Source organism: Streptomyces sp. NPDC006872 (genome assembly GCF_040635845.1).
Classification (GTDB): domain Bacteria; phylum Actinomycetota; class Actinomycetes; order Streptomycetales; family Streptomycetaceae; genus Streptomyces.
On the sequence record NZ_JBEYIL010000012.1, the window covers coordinates 55,485 to 70,613 of the forward strand.

At 68.1% G+C, this 15,129-nt stretch carries 17 protein-coding genes and 1 pseudogene; 8 read left to right on the forward strand and 10 right to left on the reverse strand.

Features of this window, described 5'->3' with window-relative positions; genetic code table 11:
* Positions 1-78 precede the first annotated feature (78 nt).
* The 3 genes from ABZ725_RS31995 to ABZ725_RS32005 form a co-directional block, all read right to left on the reverse strand.
* Positions 79-1,239, reverse strand: a complete 1,161-nt coding sequence (locus ABZ725_RS31995) for an HNH endonuclease (protein WP_358805977.1) — start codon at positions 1,237-1,239, stop codon at positions 79-81.
* A gap of 142 nt (positions 1,240-1,381) precedes the next feature.
* On the reverse strand, positions 1,382-3,019 hold the full coding sequence (locus tag ABZ725_RS32000; RefSeq protein ID WP_358805978.1) for a ThiF family adenylyltransferase: 1,638 nt from the start codon (positions 3,017-3,019) through the stop codon (positions 1,382-1,384).
* A 104-nt stretch (positions 3,020-3,123) separates the two neighbouring features.
* Positions 3,124-4,134: a cyclic GMP-AMP synthase DncV-like nucleotidyltransferase gene (locus tag ABZ725_RS32005; RefSeq protein ID WP_358805979.1), complete on the reverse strand. Its 1,011-nt coding sequence runs from the start codon at positions 4,132-4,134 to the stop codon at positions 3,124-3,126.
* Positions 4,135-4,250: 116 nt separating this feature from the next.
* Between ABZ725_RS32005 and ABZ725_RS32010 the strand changes: the two genes are divergently transcribed.
* The 3 genes and pseudogenes from ABZ725_RS32010 to ABZ725_RS32020 form a co-directional block, all read left to right on the forward strand.
* Positions 4,251-5,099: a hypothetical protein gene (locus ABZ725_RS32010; protein ID WP_358805980.1), complete on the forward strand. Its 849-nt coding sequence runs from the start codon at positions 4,251-4,253 to the stop codon at positions 5,097-5,099.
* Positions 5,100-5,123: 24 nt separating this feature from the next.
* Complete coding sequence (locus tag ABZ725_RS32015; RefSeq protein ID WP_358805981.1) at positions 5,124-5,675, forward strand: DUF4325 domain-containing protein; 552 nt, start codon at positions 5,124-5,126, stop codon at positions 5,673-5,675.
* A 268-nt stretch (positions 5,676-5,943) separates the two neighbouring features.
* Positions 5,944-6,325 (forward strand): annotated as a pseudogene (locus tag ABZ725_RS32020) (IS30 family transposase); the annotation flags it as partial.
* Positions 6,326-6,423: 98 nt separating this feature from the next.
* On the opposite strand, the gene ABZ725_RS32025 reads toward ABZ725_RS32020, so the two are convergent.
* On the reverse strand, positions 6,424-7,056 hold the full coding sequence (locus ABZ725_RS32025; protein ID WP_358805982.1) for a DUF2461 family protein: 633 nt from the start codon (positions 7,054-7,056) through the stop codon (positions 6,424-6,426).
* A gap of 328 nt (positions 7,057-7,384) precedes the next feature.
* Between ABZ725_RS32025 and ABZ725_RS32030 the strand changes: the two genes are divergently transcribed.
* The 5 genes from ABZ725_RS32030 (at position 7,385) to ABZ725_RS32050 (ending at position 10,440) form a co-directional block, all read left to right on the forward strand.
* Positions 7,385-7,744, forward strand: coding sequence for a DUF317 domain-containing protein (locus ABZ725_RS32030; protein WP_358805983.1), 360 nt, complete (start codon positions 7,385-7,387; stop codon positions 7,742-7,744).
* A gap of 119 nt (positions 7,745-7,863) precedes the next feature.
* Complete coding sequence (locus tag ABZ725_RS32035) at positions 7,864-8,148, forward strand: hypothetical protein (RefSeq protein WP_358806216.1); 285 nt, start codon at positions 7,864-7,866, stop codon at positions 8,146-8,148.
* Between the two features lie 78 nt (positions 8,149-8,226).
* Complete coding sequence (locus ABZ725_RS32040) at positions 8,227-8,913, forward strand: DUF317 domain-containing protein (protein ID WP_358805984.1); 687 nt, start codon at positions 8,227-8,229, stop codon at positions 8,911-8,913.
* Positions 8,914-8,928: 15 nt separating this feature from the next.
* Entirely contained in the window at positions 8,929-9,450 is a 522-nt protein-coding gene (locus tag ABZ725_RS32045; RefSeq protein WP_358805985.1) for a hypothetical protein, read from the forward strand.
* 48 nt (positions 9,451-9,498) lie between these two features.
* The gene (locus ABZ725_RS32050) at positions 9,499-10,440 is read left to right on the forward strand and encodes a hypothetical protein (RefSeq protein WP_358805986.1); all 942 of its coding nucleotides are present in this window, start codon (positions 9,499-9,501) and stop codon (positions 10,438-10,440) included.
* Between the two features lie 99 nt (positions 10,441-10,539).
* Here ABZ725_RS32050 and ABZ725_RS32055 read toward each other — a convergent pair whose 3' ends face one another.
* The 6 genes from ABZ725_RS32055 to ABZ725_RS32080 form a co-directional block, all read right to left on the reverse strand.
* Positions 10,540-10,995 (reverse strand): NUDIX domain-containing protein, encoded by a 456-nt coding sequence (locus ABZ725_RS32055; RefSeq protein WP_358805987.1) that lies wholly within the window; start codon positions 10,993-10,995, stop codon positions 10,540-10,542.
* Positions 10,996-11,168: 173 nt separating this feature from the next.
* Positions 11,169-11,864 (reverse strand): hypothetical protein, encoded by a 696-nt coding sequence (locus ABZ725_RS32060; RefSeq protein WP_358805988.1) that lies wholly within the window; start codon positions 11,862-11,864, stop codon positions 11,169-11,171.
* Positions 11,865-11,967: 103 nt separating this feature from the next.
* Positions 11,968-12,414, reverse strand: a complete 447-nt coding sequence (locus ABZ725_RS32065; protein ID WP_358805989.1) for a hypothetical protein — start codon at positions 12,412-12,414, stop codon at positions 11,968-11,970.
* Between the two features lie 82 nt (positions 12,415-12,496).
* Positions 12,497-14,224: a relaxase/mobilization nuclease domain-containing protein gene (locus tag ABZ725_RS32070; protein ID WP_358805990.1), complete on the reverse strand. Its 1,728-nt coding sequence runs from the start codon at positions 14,222-14,224 to the stop codon at positions 12,497-12,499.
* The gene (gene mobC, locus ABZ725_RS32075; protein ID WP_358805991.1) at positions 14,221-14,577 is read right to left on the reverse strand and encodes a plasmid mobilization relaxosome protein MobC; all 357 of its coding nucleotides are present in this window, start codon (positions 14,575-14,577) and stop codon (positions 14,221-14,223) included. The genes ABZ725_RS32070 and mobC overlap by 4 nt, the downstream gene beginning before the upstream one ends.
* 302 nt (positions 14,578-14,879) lie before the next feature.
* Positions 14,880-15,116: a hypothetical protein gene (locus ABZ725_RS32080; protein WP_358806217.1), complete on the reverse strand. Its 237-nt coding sequence runs from the start codon at positions 15,114-15,116 to the stop codon at positions 14,880-14,882.
* Positions 15,117-15,129: the final 13 nt, after the last annotated feature.

Here is a 15,129-nt window from a genome sequence, read left to right on the forward strand (position 1 = left end):
GTCCTGTCAGGGCTGCCCCCGGCGAGGACTGGCGCGACCGCTGTTCGAGATGGCCATAGATCTCGTCTCGGTCCGGATCTACGCGATTTCCAACGCCGCACTGTATTGGCCGCCAGTGCGGTCGTAGATTACGAGGGCGGGGTGGACGTTGGCATCGTGTACCCGGCCGAGGGCCACCGCCGCGGAAACGGGCACGGCGGCCAGTACGTGCAGCCGCTGCAGGTCCTTGTGGGTGGCTTCCAGTTCGGACAGGAGCAGCCGGAGCGCTGAGGTGAAATCGTCGAGTGCGGAGAGCGAATTGATGACATCGACAGACGGAGTGAGGTTTTGCGGGCTGATCGTCCAGCGGGGCAGCGTGGTGAGCGGTCCGGGGAGTTCTCCTACCTGAATGGAGCCGGAGACGTTCAGCAGCAGCACGCCCTCCGACGTGTTGGGCGAAGGGGCGAGGGGAGATTCAGTGGTGAAGTGTACGGTCGTTTCCGCAGTGCTCGGCCAGTACCAGGATTCAGTGCTGCGATGCCGCTGGTAGATGGAGACGTGGAATGTGTCGTCGAGGCGAGAGCCGAAATGGACCAGCAGCGGCAAGCGGGCGAAGGCGAAGGCACTGACGTGCTGCACCGAGTCCTCGCGCAGGGCGTCGGCGAGCTTGTGTTCAAGGACCCGGTCGATCTGCTGCCGGCATTGCTCCCAGTAGGCGGGACCGCCCGTCTTCTCGCCGGACACATGGCGTAGATCGATCTCGAAGCCGTCGCCGTGCAGGCTGAGCGGAAATTCTGGGAATCGCTCTTCGGAGCGGATGACGGCATCGGTGGCAGTGGGTTTCGTAAGCTCGACCTCTTGGCCGCGCACCTGTCCGATCAGCCGGATTACCACTGTGCCGGCTTCGGTGTTCAGGCCTGTCAGCCGTCGGATCCAGGCCTCCCGTTCGCGTTTGATGCGTCGCAGCCGCTCAACTGTCATGATATCCAGAGAGCCCTTACGGTCGATTTCGTTGTGCTCGCCGCGGCACAGCAGCATCAGGTTGTCGGCCAAGTCACGCTGGTTCTTGGGCAAGGGGTTCATGCCGCGAGGCGAATTCGGCGTTGCATCCTGTCCGACGATGTGGGCGAGTTCTCCAAGGGTGAAGTCCTGGTAGGTGAGTTTGCCCTCAAGGAGGTAGGTGCCGCACAGTTCGCAGCGTCCGCCGGCACGGACCCAGACCTTGAGCCGCTCCACGTCAGGGATGGACTTGCGCACCACGGTTGGAGTCCTTTCTGGTTTGCGTCGGCCCGGGCGGGGTTGTCCTCGACAGCCTCATCGTTAAGATGCCGCTTCTCCGATGCCATCGTGCTTTGCCGTCGGCGTACGGGAGCTCGACTCGATCGCCCCGCGGTTCCCGAGACTACGGCTCTTGGGGTACGAAGTGATGATGGGGCCCGCTGTGAGCGTGCGGAAGAGCGACCAAGTGAGTTCCTGACGTCGGCGCGGCGAGGTGCATGCCGAGAAACGTTGTGAGGGTGGCGGCCACGGCCGCGAGGTCCGCTGAGGAGCCGTGGAAGGTCGGGACGGAGCAGCCGCGGGTCGGTACCAGCTCGTCGCCGCGCTCTGCGTCTTGCCACAGGGGGTGGTACAGCTCGAGGTGGGGGTCGTCGAGCACGGAGGCGCCTGCCAACGCGTCCAGGGTGTAGGGCCCTTGGGTAGTTCTCGGTGCGGAGACGGTGAGGATGCCCAGCGTCCCGGTGCGGGTATCTGTGGCGAACTGGGCGAGGGTTGCCTTTCGGTGCGGAGTCTGCGCGAGGATGTCGAGGAACTGCCCGATGGCCCGGCTGACCGTGGCGTCGATGACGACGTCAGCCTCGGCCATGATCTGTTCAGTGTCCTCGGGGAGCATGCCGTCGGCGACGTCGACGGTCAGGCTGTCGTTGATGCTGCGCAGTCGGTCGGCGAGTGCGGCGGCTTTGGCTGCGCCGATGTCGGGCTCGAGGTAGTTCTGCCGGACGAGCAGTCCGCCCGTGACTACGCTGGGGTCACACAGTGTGATGTGAGCGGCTCCGGCACGCGCGATGAACTCAGCTGTCCAGGATCCGATGCCTCCGCAGCCCCAGATGTGAATGCCTTTGCCCTGGTAGTTGTTAACGGGACGGCTCTCGTCTCGGCGGGTCGTGACGGCATGTCGTTCGTCGGACACTCGGCACCATTCGATCGGGAGAGTCGGGTTCACCGCGCTAGGCGTGAGACTGCTGAGGGAACCGGGCTGCCGCCGCGCTAGAGCGCGCAGCTCGTTCGCGGCGCTTGCCGGGATCCGGCCCGCGAGCAGATGAGGTGGCCCGCCCGCGGGATGGGGAACGGCTAGGAGGAAGTACTGGGGTGTGTCTTCAGCGTTTCTCACCACGCTGGTCACGAGCGAGGTCAGCACGGCCGGCGCGAACGGGCTGTCGGCGGAGGCGCTGCCGACGAGTGGCCCATCGATCTGCTGCAGGAGCTGGAGGAGTGTGGTGCCGGCTCCCATCGGAAGGGGCGCCGGGGTGGTGATGACCGGCAGGCGTGCCGTCTGTTGATCTTGTGGGGTGAATGCAAGATCCAGGCGCTGAGGGGTCCTGGGGGTCAAGTACCCGGCCTGCACCCGCTTTTTGGGCACGGGTTCGCGTACGACGATGGTGGGTGTGCCCGCGGACTGATGCAGGACGCCACCGACCGCGTGGTACAGGGCAGTGGAAGCGTCGAAGCGGTTGCCTGCGGCGTCGCTGAGCCAGTTCCACAGGCGGTTGAGGCACGAGCTGATACCCCCGGCAGGGTTCCACTCCCGTGCGGGGTCCAGATACAGGCACAGCCGGTGGCCCTGCAGGACGTGGGGGGATCCGATGAACCGTGTGTGCGCAACGTCGACCTGCGGGGAGAGCAGCGGGGAGGAGGGGATGTGCAGCACGAACCGCTCGCGCGGCTCCAGTCGGATTCCTCCCTCCTCGGAGGCGATCTCCGTCGTGTCGATCTCGATCGTCACCGCGAGGGCGCCGTTGCCCGTACGGTCAGACGCTCCCACCACCCGCAGGGTGTCCGACTGTTCCACCGCGATCGCACGGAGGTCCGCAAGGGCCTGCCGTTGCCACGGAGTGGCAGCGGCAGGCCGCACGGGCTTTCGCTTGCTCATCCAGCGCGCCCCGGCCGCCCCGTCGTCGTCACGGCGGCCACGGACGTGGCTGCGGCGGGGAACTTCCCGCTGCTCTGCTGCGCCTCGGGCTCCTTGAAGCCGGTGCCGAACAGGCTCTGCCACAGCTCGATGCTGGTCTCCTTGTCCGGATGGTGGTAGGCGGCGTCGATCTCGCCCGTGTGCACGCGGATCCGCTCGCGGAAGTAGGCATAGGTGTCCTGGGTCCAGCGATGGTCAAACGTGACACCCGACCCGGAGGGGTCGGCGATCGACGGCTTGGTGGGGTTAGCCTGCAGGTAGGTGTTGAGGTCCTGGACCAGGTGCAGCAGGGTCGTGGGCACGTTGGAGTAGTAGCCCGGGTCGGTCAACGCCCGTGTCTCACTGACCTGGTTGCCCAGCAGGGTCGTCAGGATGATCGACCGGGTTCCGGTGAACGAGTTCTTGTGGTCGCGCAGGTACTTCAGCAGCCGGATGACTTTGCGCAGGTTCCCGCCGGTGATGCCGTCCTGCTTGCGCATCCAGGCCGTGAAGCCCTCGGGGTCCGTCGCCTCCCAGACATTGTCGTCCCGGTTGACGATGACACCGCGGCCGTCGCTGAGCTGCACGTAGGGGACGATGTCCACGTGCATGAGGTTCTTGTACACCAGACGCACGCAGCGGCACTTGCGTGAATGCGGCATCTCGCGGTAGCGGCTGTGCCGGTGCAGTGCCGCGTAGACCTTGTCGATGTAGGTCTTCGGGCTGCCGTGCCAGTCCGGGTTCTCCTCCATGAGGAGGAGGAAGTCGGCGTCGAACTCGTTGTCGCCGACCGGGTCGATGATGGTCCGCTGCGCCCACGACCCCTGAGGGATCTTGTCGAGGACGAGGTGCCCGATCTCCTCGTCGGCCTTCAGAGCCCGGTAGACGCTGTCCGTCCGGTCGTCGAGCAGTTCGAGCTTGAACCGGCTCAGGTTGACCGTGTCGGTGAGCAGTGTGTTGAAGCAGGCGGTGAGCTCCACTGGAACCATCCCGTACATCGTCTTCATTGAAGTTCGTGAAACCGTAGCACGGGAGTACGACAAGCGGCCGCGACGCGACCGAACGGATGAGATTCGCGTCCGCGGACCTGGCATGCTGGTGCGTCGTGTTGCTCTTGCTGACCGGCCGTCACCCCTTGCTGCGCGACAACCTGCGCCTGCAGGACCGTTCTCGCCCCGAACTGGTCATCGACTGCCGCCGCTTGGAGTTCGCCAGCCCGCTGGACCTCGCCGCCGTTGCCGCCCTGACGCACTCTCACGCAGCGAACGGGGCAGACATCGTCATGCTCTTGCCAGAACGTCGCAGCGTAGCCTCGTACCTGCAGCGCATGGACCTCTTGAAGCATCTCCCGGAGGGAGTTCGTGTCGAGGGGGCGCTGCCGCCGGAAGTTCGCAACGATCATTCCGCCAGCTTGCTGGAGGTGACTCCCCTGTCGGGGGCGGCGGTCGGCGACGTGAATCAGCGGATCGGCTTTGTGGCAACCACCCATCTCGGCAGACGCTTCGGCAGGCAGGCGTTCACGGGCCTGGGCGAGCTCATCGACAACGCGGTGAGCCACGGGGCCAGCAACCTGGGCGCCTTCATCACCGCGCAGGCGTACAGCGGCAAGACCACGGGCCGACGACGCCTGGAAGTGTCCGTCTGCGACACCGGAATCGGCGTCCTGAATCACCTTCGGCGCAATCCGCAGCACTCCGACCTAGCCGACAGCGTCCATGCGCTCCAGCGTGCGCTGAGCCCCTGCATCAGCGGAACCGGCGAGGACCGCGGTAACGGGCTCCCCGACGTCTTGTGTGGAGCGAAGGAGACAGCGATCACGAGCCTGATCCTGCGCAGCGGCAATGGGGTAGTGGCTGCCAGCCACTACCGGGAGCACACCTTCACCGCCTATCGGCGCATCCCCGACTGGGTGACAGGCACCTGGGCCTGGCTGAGAGTATCGTTCCCTGGCTGACCCCGTTGTGCTTCAATGCGTTCAATGAAGGCGAATAAGTACCTGCTCACCTTCCCCGTCAGCGAACCGGGTACGTTTCTATCCACCCGCGAGGCGGGGGCACAGAAGCGCAGCGAGCTGGAGACCCTGCTCCGATCGGCTAGCCCAGCCCACGTACTGGAGATCGACTTCACTGGAACCGAAGCCATGACCCACAGCTTCGTGGACGAGTTCCTGGGCAAACTCTACGTCTCCCTCGCGGCCGGCGACCTGCAAGCAGGAGGCGTCAGACTGATCGGGCTGAACGAGGAGACCCGTGAGTCCGTCGCCGTGTGCCTGGAACGGCGCAAGCAGTTCGCCGTGCAAGGTGAAGACCACATGTTGCTGGGTGACACCAATGTCATGCCGGACACCTACCTGCAGGCGCGCCAGCTGCGCACCTTCCGTGCCCAGGACCTAGCCGAAGTCCTCGGCATCTCCGTCACGAACGCGAACAACCGGCTCAAACGCCTGGTCCAAGCCGGAGCGTTGGGTCGCAGCCGCGCACCCGGCCCAGAGCGAGGCGGCAAGGAGTTTCTCTACACCTTGCCGCAGTGACGCTCTGCCGGTGTACGGATACGACTTCTTGACCCCGATCCCGCGCTCCGCAGCGCCGACGCAGATGGGTCTCCCCCGCGCGGCACCGCCCTCCGGGTGAGAGTGTCACAGCAGTCAGTGACAACCGGCGGCGCCCAGCATCTGTCAGTCGCCGTACCAGGATCAGCCCGAGCCACCGCGGTCCTCTCCATCCACCACCGGCAGCCGGCCTGCCCTCGCCCGTCCGTATCTACCCCCCCATAACCCCACTATGTGTACGGGATGGAAGAAGAACCCCTCGATCGGCACCCTCGTCGACCGGTCCACCCGCTACGTCAACGCGCTCGTCCACGCCCTCGGCGACCTCCCCGCCGAGCTGGCCCGCTCGGTGACCTGGGATCAGGGCAGCGAGATGAGTCGACATGACGAATTCACCCGCGCCACAGGCATCCCCGTCTACTTCTGCGAGCCCGCCAGCCCCTGGCAATGCGGCTCGAACGAGAACACGAACGGCCCGCTGCGTCAGTACTTCCCCAAGAGCACCGACCTGTCCGTGTCGCGCCGGGGACCTCGCCATCGTCGCCGCCGAACTCAATAGCCGCCCCCGCAAGATCCTCAACTGGAACACCCCCGCGAACCTCTTCGCTAAGCTCGTCGCAACACTGGAATGATCACCACATTGAGACGACGACAGGAATCCGCCCTTCTGAGGGCAGGGGCTGGCGGCACGGGTGTGGTTCCTCCCGCGCCGCGCGGCGCCCTCGTGATGTCAGGTGGTGCGCTTCACGTGGCGGACCAGCCACATCAGCAGGGCGTCCAGGTCGGCGGCGGCCGAGAGGACCCGGTCGACCGCCTCGGGGGTGTGCAGCCATTCCTCGCAGCCGAGGGGGCGGGCGGCTATCAGCGAACGGTGGCGCAGCAGGTTCGTACGGGAGTGGTCCGTCGGATAGCCGCGCGGGGGGCGCTTCATCACGTCCCCGGAGATGTAGTAGCCCTTCTTCCGCACGTCCTCGACGATGGCGGACAGTTCGCGGCCACTCCCCTCGGAGGCTACGGCTTTGCGGAATATGTCCACCTGGCCGGGATCGGGGTACCACCAGGCGCCCTGGATCCGCAGGCCGTCCAGGTTGAACCGGAGACCGATCTCGATCTTGCGGCCGAGCCGGATCACCGCGCCCTGGTGCTGCCACCACCAGGAGTCGGTGCGGTAGTGCCAGACGGAGAAGTCCTCGTACCGGGGGTCGGTGTCCGCGACCTCGTTGAGCAGGGCGATCATCGGCTGCCGGACCAGGCGTTCGCGGTGCGTGCGGTAGCGATCTCGGGTCGCCTGGGTCGGTTCGCCCTGGAGCTGCCACAACACGTCCATGGCCTGCTCTGGCCAGCCGGTGAACTGTCCGCGCATGCGCGGAGGATAGCTCACCCGTGATCGGCGCGCGGAGAGTGAGACGGGCAGGGAGGCGTAACCCCAGACAAGGTGGGAGGTGCTGCGGCGGGGCTCGCCGGCCAGTTCGATGTGCCGTGCGTGGTGGGCGAGTTCGTCGACGAACATAGAGAGTGCTGTCGATATGAAGCGGGCGGTGAGATTTGTGCAGCCGAACTTGAGATCCCACAGCTGTTGAAGGACAACAGTTCGCCCGGGGCAGACAGGAAAGATCGCGGAAGGACTGGCCAACGCTTCTGGAGCATGTCAACGTAGACGCCTTCCCGGAAAATGCCAGGTCAGAGAGGTGATGCCGGTGATCGTGGAGGTTGCCCAGCCCGGATTTTCCGCGACTGTCGAGGCCCTGAGGCTGCGCTCCTGGAGCCTCGGTCCGGGCCAGCCGACGCTGGTGACCGACCAGTTCACGGACGCCGACTTCAAGCTGGTCGTGGACGACCGCGCCGATGTCCACGTGAACAGCAAGGACGGGCAGTTCTACCTCGGGTGGTTCCCGACGGGTCGTCCCGGCACCGACGGTGAGGGCTGGGTGATCGCGGTCACCGGCACCGCTAAGGTCCGCGGGTACCGGATGTCGTTCGACACCGAGACTCCGGCGGCCATCGTCGCCGCCGCCGTGGCCCAGGTCCTCGCCACCTCCCAGCCGCTCTGAACAGCGGCGCCGGCGCCACACCACCGGGCGCCCTGCGCGCCGCATACCCTGCCCAGCTTCGGGACACCCTTGTCCGCTACCGCGAGGAGAACGCTGTGGACGAACCGCACCTGCACGAGATGACCGTCGGCGAACTCGTCGACCTTCTGTCCGCCTGCGACCGTGAAGCGACGGCCCGGCTCGCCATCAACCCGCTCTTTCCCATGGCCCACCGTATCGGCGGGGTGATCGCTGCCCAGGATGAGAACGGCGACCCGCTGGTCTTCGTCACCGAGGCCAAGGACGCCGAGCAGGTCGGCCACCTCCCACCGGACGTCGCCGTCGAACTCACCTGGCACGAGCCGACCGAGGCTCCCGCACGCCGCCGACGCAGGGCGACCGGACCACGCGACGACGGCATCTGAACCACCAACGACCCTACGGAGGCGCCCCTGCACCCGCACGACCCCCACGACCCTGCCCACCGCGACCCGCAGGAGGCGGTGTACTGGGTCACCCCGCGCCACCTGGCCGGCGACGACGGCGCGCTCGGCGAGCGGATCGGCGACCTGCTGACCGGCCTGGGCTGGAGGCTGTGGCCGACCTCCCGCCACACCCTGCTGTACGTGAGCCCGGACGAGCTGCGCGGCGCCGAGTGGATCCTCGCCGGCTACCCCTTTGAACTCGGCGGACTGCCCGTGGCGTGGCAGTTGTCCGCCCGTCCGCATGCCGCGAGCGCCCTGACGGAGTGGAACGCCTACTTCACCACGGGCGTCCCGCACGAGGCGCTTGCCGACCTCCTCGTCGCGCTCGATGCCCGCGAGGCGCCCGACACCGGGTTCGACGGGCCTCAGGCGGTCATGGCCGCGCTTGTCTCCCAGGGCTGGATCCGGGACGTGGACCGCCCCGCGACCGCGGCCACGGACCCCGGCTTCGCTTCCAGCGTGTCGCTGGAGGAACTGCCCAAGCTCATTCAGGACGCCGACCCGCGCCCCGATCTGATGGGCTGGCAGGCGTGGGCGGAACCCGTTTTGGGCGCCCCCTATCTGTGGTGCGCCAGCTTTAGCGCCAGCGTCCCGCACGACCTGGTCGCGGCCTTCGCCGCCTCGCTCGCCTCCCCAGTCCCCGTGCCTCGGCGCACCCTGCCCGAGGGCGCGCAAGAGCGTCTCACCGTCGTGCGCCGTGACTGACGACGACGCCTCCTCATGCCGGCCGCCCCTCGCCCCGGGCGGTCGCTTCCGCTGCGAAAGGACACCGATCTGTCGGTTTCATACTCGTCCCCTGGACGACTCGCGGTCGCCAATGCCATCGCGGCGGCCGGGCCGGGACGTCACTACCTGCACGTCATCCGGCCGCTGGTTGCCCAGGAAGTGCTCGCCGAACTCCTCTACCTGGGCGGCAACACCCTTGTGCTCGGGCTGGTGAGCATGGAGCGCTTTGACCGTCTGACGCGCCTGGTAGACCGGGCCCTGGAGGATGCGGGTAATCGGTGCGGGTCGTCGGTGCTGTCGGTGCTGTCGCTGGTGTCCGATGCCCCCACCGACTCGAGCCCGGCCCGGACGGTGACCCGGTACATCATCGAAGACGGGCAGTGCACCGAGGTCGGAGAGCTGAACGCGCGCGAGTACGGCGAATGCGCGGTCACGCTCGCCCGCGTCGAGGCTGACAGAGCGGCCGAGGACGCGCGCACGCTCGCCACCCTGCCCGGCCGTTTCGGCTTTCTCTGACGAGCCTTTCGTCACCCACCCGCCCCACACTGACCCTCGGAGGTCTGCTTGCCCCTGCCCATGATCCGGCTGTCCATCTCTCCCACGAGCGGGACCGCTCACCACGGCGTCCTGATCGGCACCGAGCCGTTGACGGTGTGCGCTACGCACTCGACCTATCTCGCACCGAGCGCGGAGAACACCACGCACTCTTTGTGCCAGAGCTGTACACGCGCTTGGCTGATCCTGACCACTCAGCCGCACCCCGGCGGCGAACGGGATCTCCGGCCCGCCGCCGGCACCGGCAAGGGCGCCACCGCCCACCTGCCGATCCCCGGCCATCTGCTGGGCTACTGCGGCAAGTCCCTTGGCCCTCGCTCGACTTCGGCCCGCCGGGTGTGCGCCAACTGCTCGGCGCTCGCGGCGGCCCTGGAGCGCTTCCACCGGCTCGCGGGCGAGGTGAGCGTGTACTTCGACGGATCCTGCCCGCGCGACGAGGACCTGCTGTGGGCGCCCAAAGGCCACGCCAATCTCGTCACGGGACACCGCCGTCGCGCCGCGGCCGGCACCGGCCTGTGCGACACGCCGCTGGCCGGACCGAACCCCGAGGCCACCAACGAATGCGCCCCCTGCCGCCGAGCATGGAGGACCGAGCGCGACCGGCGGACCGCCGCGCTTCCCCACATGAGGGAACGCGCCCGCTGGTCTGACCAACGCCGTGAACTGGACACCGTCCAGGGCCGTGCCGATGGCCTCAACTCCGGCGACGCCTATACGCTCTCCGGCTGCCCGGACCAGCACCACGTCCTGACCGTGGCACATTCCGGCCGGAGTCGGCGGCTTGCCGTCCTGGTCTATGTCCCCGCCGCTGACGAGATCGTGGAACTGGGCCTTCACCCCGATCGCCTGCTTGCCATCGAACGGCCGCACGCGCCGGAGGCGGGCATGCCCACGCTGCTATGGCCCCCTGTGGCGGCACGCACCAGCCTGCTCTGGACGCGCCGTGCCTGACCGCCGCGTCACCAAAGGGCCCGGTTTCCTCACCTTCGTCAAGGTGAGGAAACCGGGCCCGGTTTCGTTGCGCCAGGCCGTGCCGTTCCGTCCCGGTGCTCACAGGAACCCGGAGGATGTGGGTGGCGAGGGGTCGTTCCTAAGGGGTGGCAGGCGCAGTGCAAGCTGTTCGACGTAGTGCCGGACATGGGGCGGCATCGGCTCGGGCAGAGCGTCCAGCGGGAACAGACGAAGGGCCTGCCCCTCGCCGAGGACCAGCTCGCTCTCGGTGCCGTCCCAGACTGCGGCGAACACGTGGGGTGGCGTCTTGCCCTCCTCGTAGGCTGTGACAGCCACTTCCTCGATCACCGTCGGTACGATGCCAGTCTCTTCCAGCAACTCGCGCAGGACCGTCTCGAGCGGCGTCTCGTCCGCCTCACGTCCGCCGCCGGGAAGCGACCAGCGCCCCGGCCAGCCGATGCCGGCCTTGTCGTCCCGCAGCTGCAGCACGACCTCCCGGCGCGGTGTAGTGACGAACGCGAAACACCCGCGGGTCATCGTGGGACGGTCCACCACGCCGGTGACCTCTCTTCGTACGACAGCGTCCGGATCGCCCACGGCCGAAGCCGGAGCCGGAGCATGGCCCTCGCCGTGTGCAGGGCCCTGCAGCACGGTAATGCTGGATGACGAACGCCCCGTTCTCCACTGCCTGGCAGCGGGGAGAACGGGGCACGACGGAGCGTCGAGTGTCAGCGGGCCTGCGCCGCCTGGACGGCGTCGGCGAGATGGGCGTCGACGAGAGCGGGCGCCCCGGACAGGACCACCAGAATCGTGCCGGTGCGGATCGCCGTCTGCTTGACGACGCTGCGCTGCCCGCCGACCGCGTAGGTGAGCAGCTGGCTCCACTGCTCGTCACCCAGGTCCGGGGCGGCCGTCTGCTTCGTACCCATGTCGATGACGATGTTGCCCGACACGAGCTGGTACGTGGGGCAGGCGGTCATCGCGTCGAAGATCTCCCCGATGCCCTGCGAGAGCTTCGTCGCGGTGTCGCTGTACAGCTCCTCGGACACCAGTGAGTCGCTGGCGCCGGCGTAGGTGAAGGACGCCTTCGCCTTGCGGGGGAAGGACAGGCCGGTGCCGGTGGCCGCGCTGCTGCCGAGCTTGGCCAGTGCCGGGCAGCCGATCACGGTGACATCGTCGTGGGTGGCCGGGCGCTGCGGCTTGCGGCTGTAGCCCTCGCCGAGGTCGCTCTCATCAAGGAGCCGCTTGCTCAGTGCGGCCGAGGACAGCGGCGCCGACGCTGCGGTATTCGAGCCCACCTTGCGCGGCGCGGCGGTTGTGGCGGAGGCCGGCTCGGCGGAGGTGGTGCTGCCCGTCGAGCAGCCGGTCAGAACCAGAGCGGCGAGAGCGCTGAGGCTGAGGACGGTCGTGGTGGGAAGGCGCATGCGAAACCCCTAAGTGGCCTGCGAAGCGGACAGGTTGACTGCGCCGGCCCTCCGGGCACCGGCAGAGAGAAGGGGAGTTGGGGTTTCAGGGGTTTCGCCGGCTTCAGTGGCCGAGGTGGCGCAGACCCTCGTCGAGGGTGGGATGGAAGTGATCGACCGGACCGGAGTTGCGGTTGAACCACACCGGGTCGAGGCGGGGCTCCGGCGTTGTGTGGCCAGCCCGGCAGCGCAGGTGGATCGTGTCGTCGCACATGCTGAAGATGATCCAGTCCCGGTATGCGCCGCACTCGGGGCACGAACGGACCTCGCCGTCGATGACGAGTGGCTGCTGCCAGCGCATCATCAGGCCCTCGACGTCCTGGCGCGAGGGGACCCGCAGGTCCGGCGGCAGGAAGTCGGGCACTACCGCCTCCGCGGCGGGGTCCGCAGCCTGATCAGCATGGGGTGCCGGAGGCTGGAAGCCGGGACGCGACTGCATGGTGTGCAGCAGGGCGTGGCCGGCACGCTGGGCTTCACGGAATTCACGGTGGGCACGAGCACGTCCGAACATCCGCTTTCCCTTCTCTTCGTCTGACTGGCCACAAGGAGGGTGCCTCATGCGCCTGACCTGCTTCAACTCTCAGACTCCGTAATCAGCGGGCCTTGCCCGGCCCCTCGCCGCGGCCCGCTGAGGGTGTTGTCGCACGCCCCGGCGTACTGGCCGAGGTAGGGGTGGCGTTGATGGGCATCGTGGTCGCGTCGGCGGGCAGATCGGCCATGTGGCGTAGCCGCCACACCAGCACGTCGCTGATGGAGTCTGCGGTGCCCAGCTCTCGCCGCTGGGCGGCCTCGGCCAGCAGTACCGCCGGATCGTGGCCGGCGCTCTCGGCGTCGGCGAGGGTGGCCGCGAGGGCGTACCAGCCCGGCTCAGCCAGGATCTGCTCGGCCAACTGCGGCACAGCCGCTCGTAGGCAGGCAGCCTGCTTGTGCCGCAGTGGCTGCGACAGATGCAGTCCCCGCTGGTACAGCACCCCCAACGGGACGTCGGCGGCAGCCTGGTAGGCGGCGCGTAGGTGCTCGGCGGCCTGGCGGGCGGCGGCCGCCTGCTGGGCGTGGTTCTTCTTCGCATGCCAGTGGGCTGCGGCCGTGACGAGGAAGAACGCCATGTCGATCAGTATCGCCGTGGTGGCTCCGTCTTCTCCCCGGCCGAGTGCGGGTCCGCTGTAGACGAGGTCCCTGGCGGCTTCGCGCAGGGCGCGGTCGTGCCCGCGTTCAGCTCGTACGTGGGAGCGGGTGGCGCGTTCGAACGCGAAGGCCGCATCGCGCAGTTGGGTGCGGGTGTGGGCGGCTGAGGTCTGGGCGAGTGCGTCCAGGATTTCCCCGGCCGCCGCGATCTGCGCGGCCGCCGCCGCGTCCTGGCCGCCGTCGATGACGAGCACCGCTTGCCACGTGGCCCTGGCGGCCCGGCGCCGTGCCGTTGCCGGGCCGCTCGGCGCCAGGGGGGTGGCTTGGTCGGAGGACGTGTCGGCGCTCGGTGAGGGGGTGTCGTTGGAGAAGCGTTTACGAATACGAGGCAGGGACAGGTCGGGGGAGAGAGTGGAACCGGCGTAGAAGACGGGCTCCTGGTCCTCATTGCGGTCGTCGGGGAGCGCGACCTTGTAGCCGAGGAGGTCGCCGGAGGGCGCGACGCGTTTGTGGATCAGTACGCCGGCGTCGGCCAGGCGGTCGAAGAACTCCTCCTCACTCGTGGCGCCGGCAACTGCCTGCCGTACGGTCTCGCGCAGTTCCTCGCGGGCGGGGCGCTCGCGGCCCTCGCGGTCGGCCTTGTGACGCTCGGCGCTGGTGGGACGCTTGGCGGCGGTGCCGTCCCCGGCGTTGAGCTGCTTCAGCCCGTACTCGGCTTCGATCAGCCGGGCCTCGGCCTGGGAACGGGCGGCGTCGTTGTTCAGCCGCGGTCGGCGGCGGTCCTCGCGGACGAGGGTGGCGATGATGTGGATGTGGTCGTCGGCGTGCCGTACGGCGGCCCACCGGCATGCCGCGTCGTCGCCGGCGGGGGCGATTCCGGTGGCCACGACCATGCGCCGGGCGATGTCGCCCCACTGCTCGTCGCTGAGGACGGGGTCTTCCGGGGCCGCCCGGACGGACAGGTGCCATACGTGCTTCTTGGGCCGACGGCTCTTGGCGAGGGCGTCGACGGGCAGGTCCAGCAGTTGTTGGAGGTCGGCGTATGTGGCGTTCGGGTCGCGGCCGGGGTCGGGGGCGAGGCTGTCCCAGGCGGCGACCAGGTGGGGGTCGATGTGCTCCTCGTGGGTGCCGGGCCCGTAGAGGTAGTAGAGCAGGCCGATGGTGCGCTGGCCGCGCTTGTGGACTCGGGGAATCATGCTGCGGGGGTCACGGTCTGAAGGTAGTTCTGGGTGAAGGCGTCCACACGGCGGGCCGCGCGGGTCACGGCGTCGAGGACTGCGAGGGTGTTCGGGGCATCCGCTCCCGAGTTCAGGGCCTTGGCCACCTGGTTGACGTTGTTGCCGATGTGTCCGAGGTGTCGGCGCAGGGCGAACAGTTCGTTCAGTACTTCGCGTTCGGTGGCGATCTCGGCGGCGGTGCGGTCGAGATCGCGGGCGGCTTTGAGAGCGGCGTGGGCGAGGAAGCTGGCGACGCTCATGCGGCAGGCGGACGCTGCGCGGGCGAGCAGCTGGTACTCGTCGTCGTTCATGCGGCAGCTGGGCTGACGCACGCGTTTGTGCTCGTCACGCAGGCGCTCGCGCTGCTGAATGTGAGGCTTCGATGGTTCGGTGCGGGTGCACTGCTCGGTGTGGCAGGCGCGTGCGTGCTCTTCCCCAGGACGCGAGCCGCCCTCGGTCGCGTCCTGCTCGTTCGGCGCCCCCTGGTGCCGTACGACTCCCGCCACTTCAGGGGCGGGGGAGGCAAGAGCATTGCTCCCGACGGGAGCAATGCTCTTGCGATAACTTGCTCGCGCAGTAAGCGAGTTGGGGACCGGCTCGTCCGGTGGGGGAGTGGGGTTGCTAGTCGGGTTCGTCATCGGGTGCGGTTCCTGGTGGTGCGGAGGCGGTGCTGGATTTCGGCGGCGAGGTTGACCATGGCGGTTGGTCCGTCAAGGACTTGGACGCGCGCTTCGGGCGTGTCCTGGACGAGCCACTGGCCGTTCGGGGCCGAAACGGCCGTGTGCAGGAGCTGGTGGTGGACCAGGACGTCCGCCCAGGTGGCGGCCTCGGGGGCGGTGGGGGCGTACGTTCGTGATTGTGGGGGTCGGATGGCGTTTCCTTCC

What these genes read in the sequence shown, in the direction of transcription:
- ABZ725_RS32005 (WP_358805979.1), bottom strand. Translation starts at nt 4,134, where the DNA reads ATGGTTCCAGTGGAGCTCACCGCCTGCTTCAACACACTGCTCACCGAC.
- ABZ725_RS32015 (WP_358805981.1), top strand. Translation starts at nt 5,124, where the DNA reads ATGAAGGCGAATAAGTACCTGCTCACCTTCCCCGTCAGCGAACCGGGT.
- ABZ725_RS32025 (WP_358805982.1), bottom strand. Translation starts at nt 7,056, where the DNA reads ATGCGCGGACAGTTCACCGGCTGGCCAGAGCAGGCCATGGACGTGTTG.
- ABZ725_RS32030 (WP_358805983.1), top strand. Translation starts at nt 7,385, where the DNA reads ATGCCGGTGATCGTGGAGGTTGCCCAGCCCGGATTTTCCGCGACTGTC.
- ABZ725_RS32035 (WP_358806216.1), top strand. Translation starts at nt 7,864, where the DNA reads ATGACCGTCGGCGAACTCGTCGACCTTCTGTCCGCCTGCGACCGTGAA.
- ABZ725_RS32045 (WP_358805985.1), top strand. Translation starts at nt 8,929, where the DNA reads ATGCCGGCCGCCCCTCGCCCCGGGCGGTCGCTTCCGCTGCGAAAGGAC.
- ABZ725_RS32060 (WP_358805988.1), bottom strand. Translation starts at nt 11,864, where the DNA reads ATGCGCCTTCCCACCACGACCGTCCTCAGCCTCAGCGCTCTCGCCGCT.
- ABZ725_RS32065 (WP_358805989.1), bottom strand. Translation starts at nt 12,414, where the DNA reads ATGTTCGGACGTGCTCGTGCCCACCGTGAATTCCGTGAAGCCCAGCGT.
- ABZ725_RS32070 (WP_358805990.1), bottom strand. Translation starts at nt 14,224, where the DNA reads ATGATTCCCCGAGTCCACAAGCGCGGCCAGCGCACCATCGGCCTGCTC.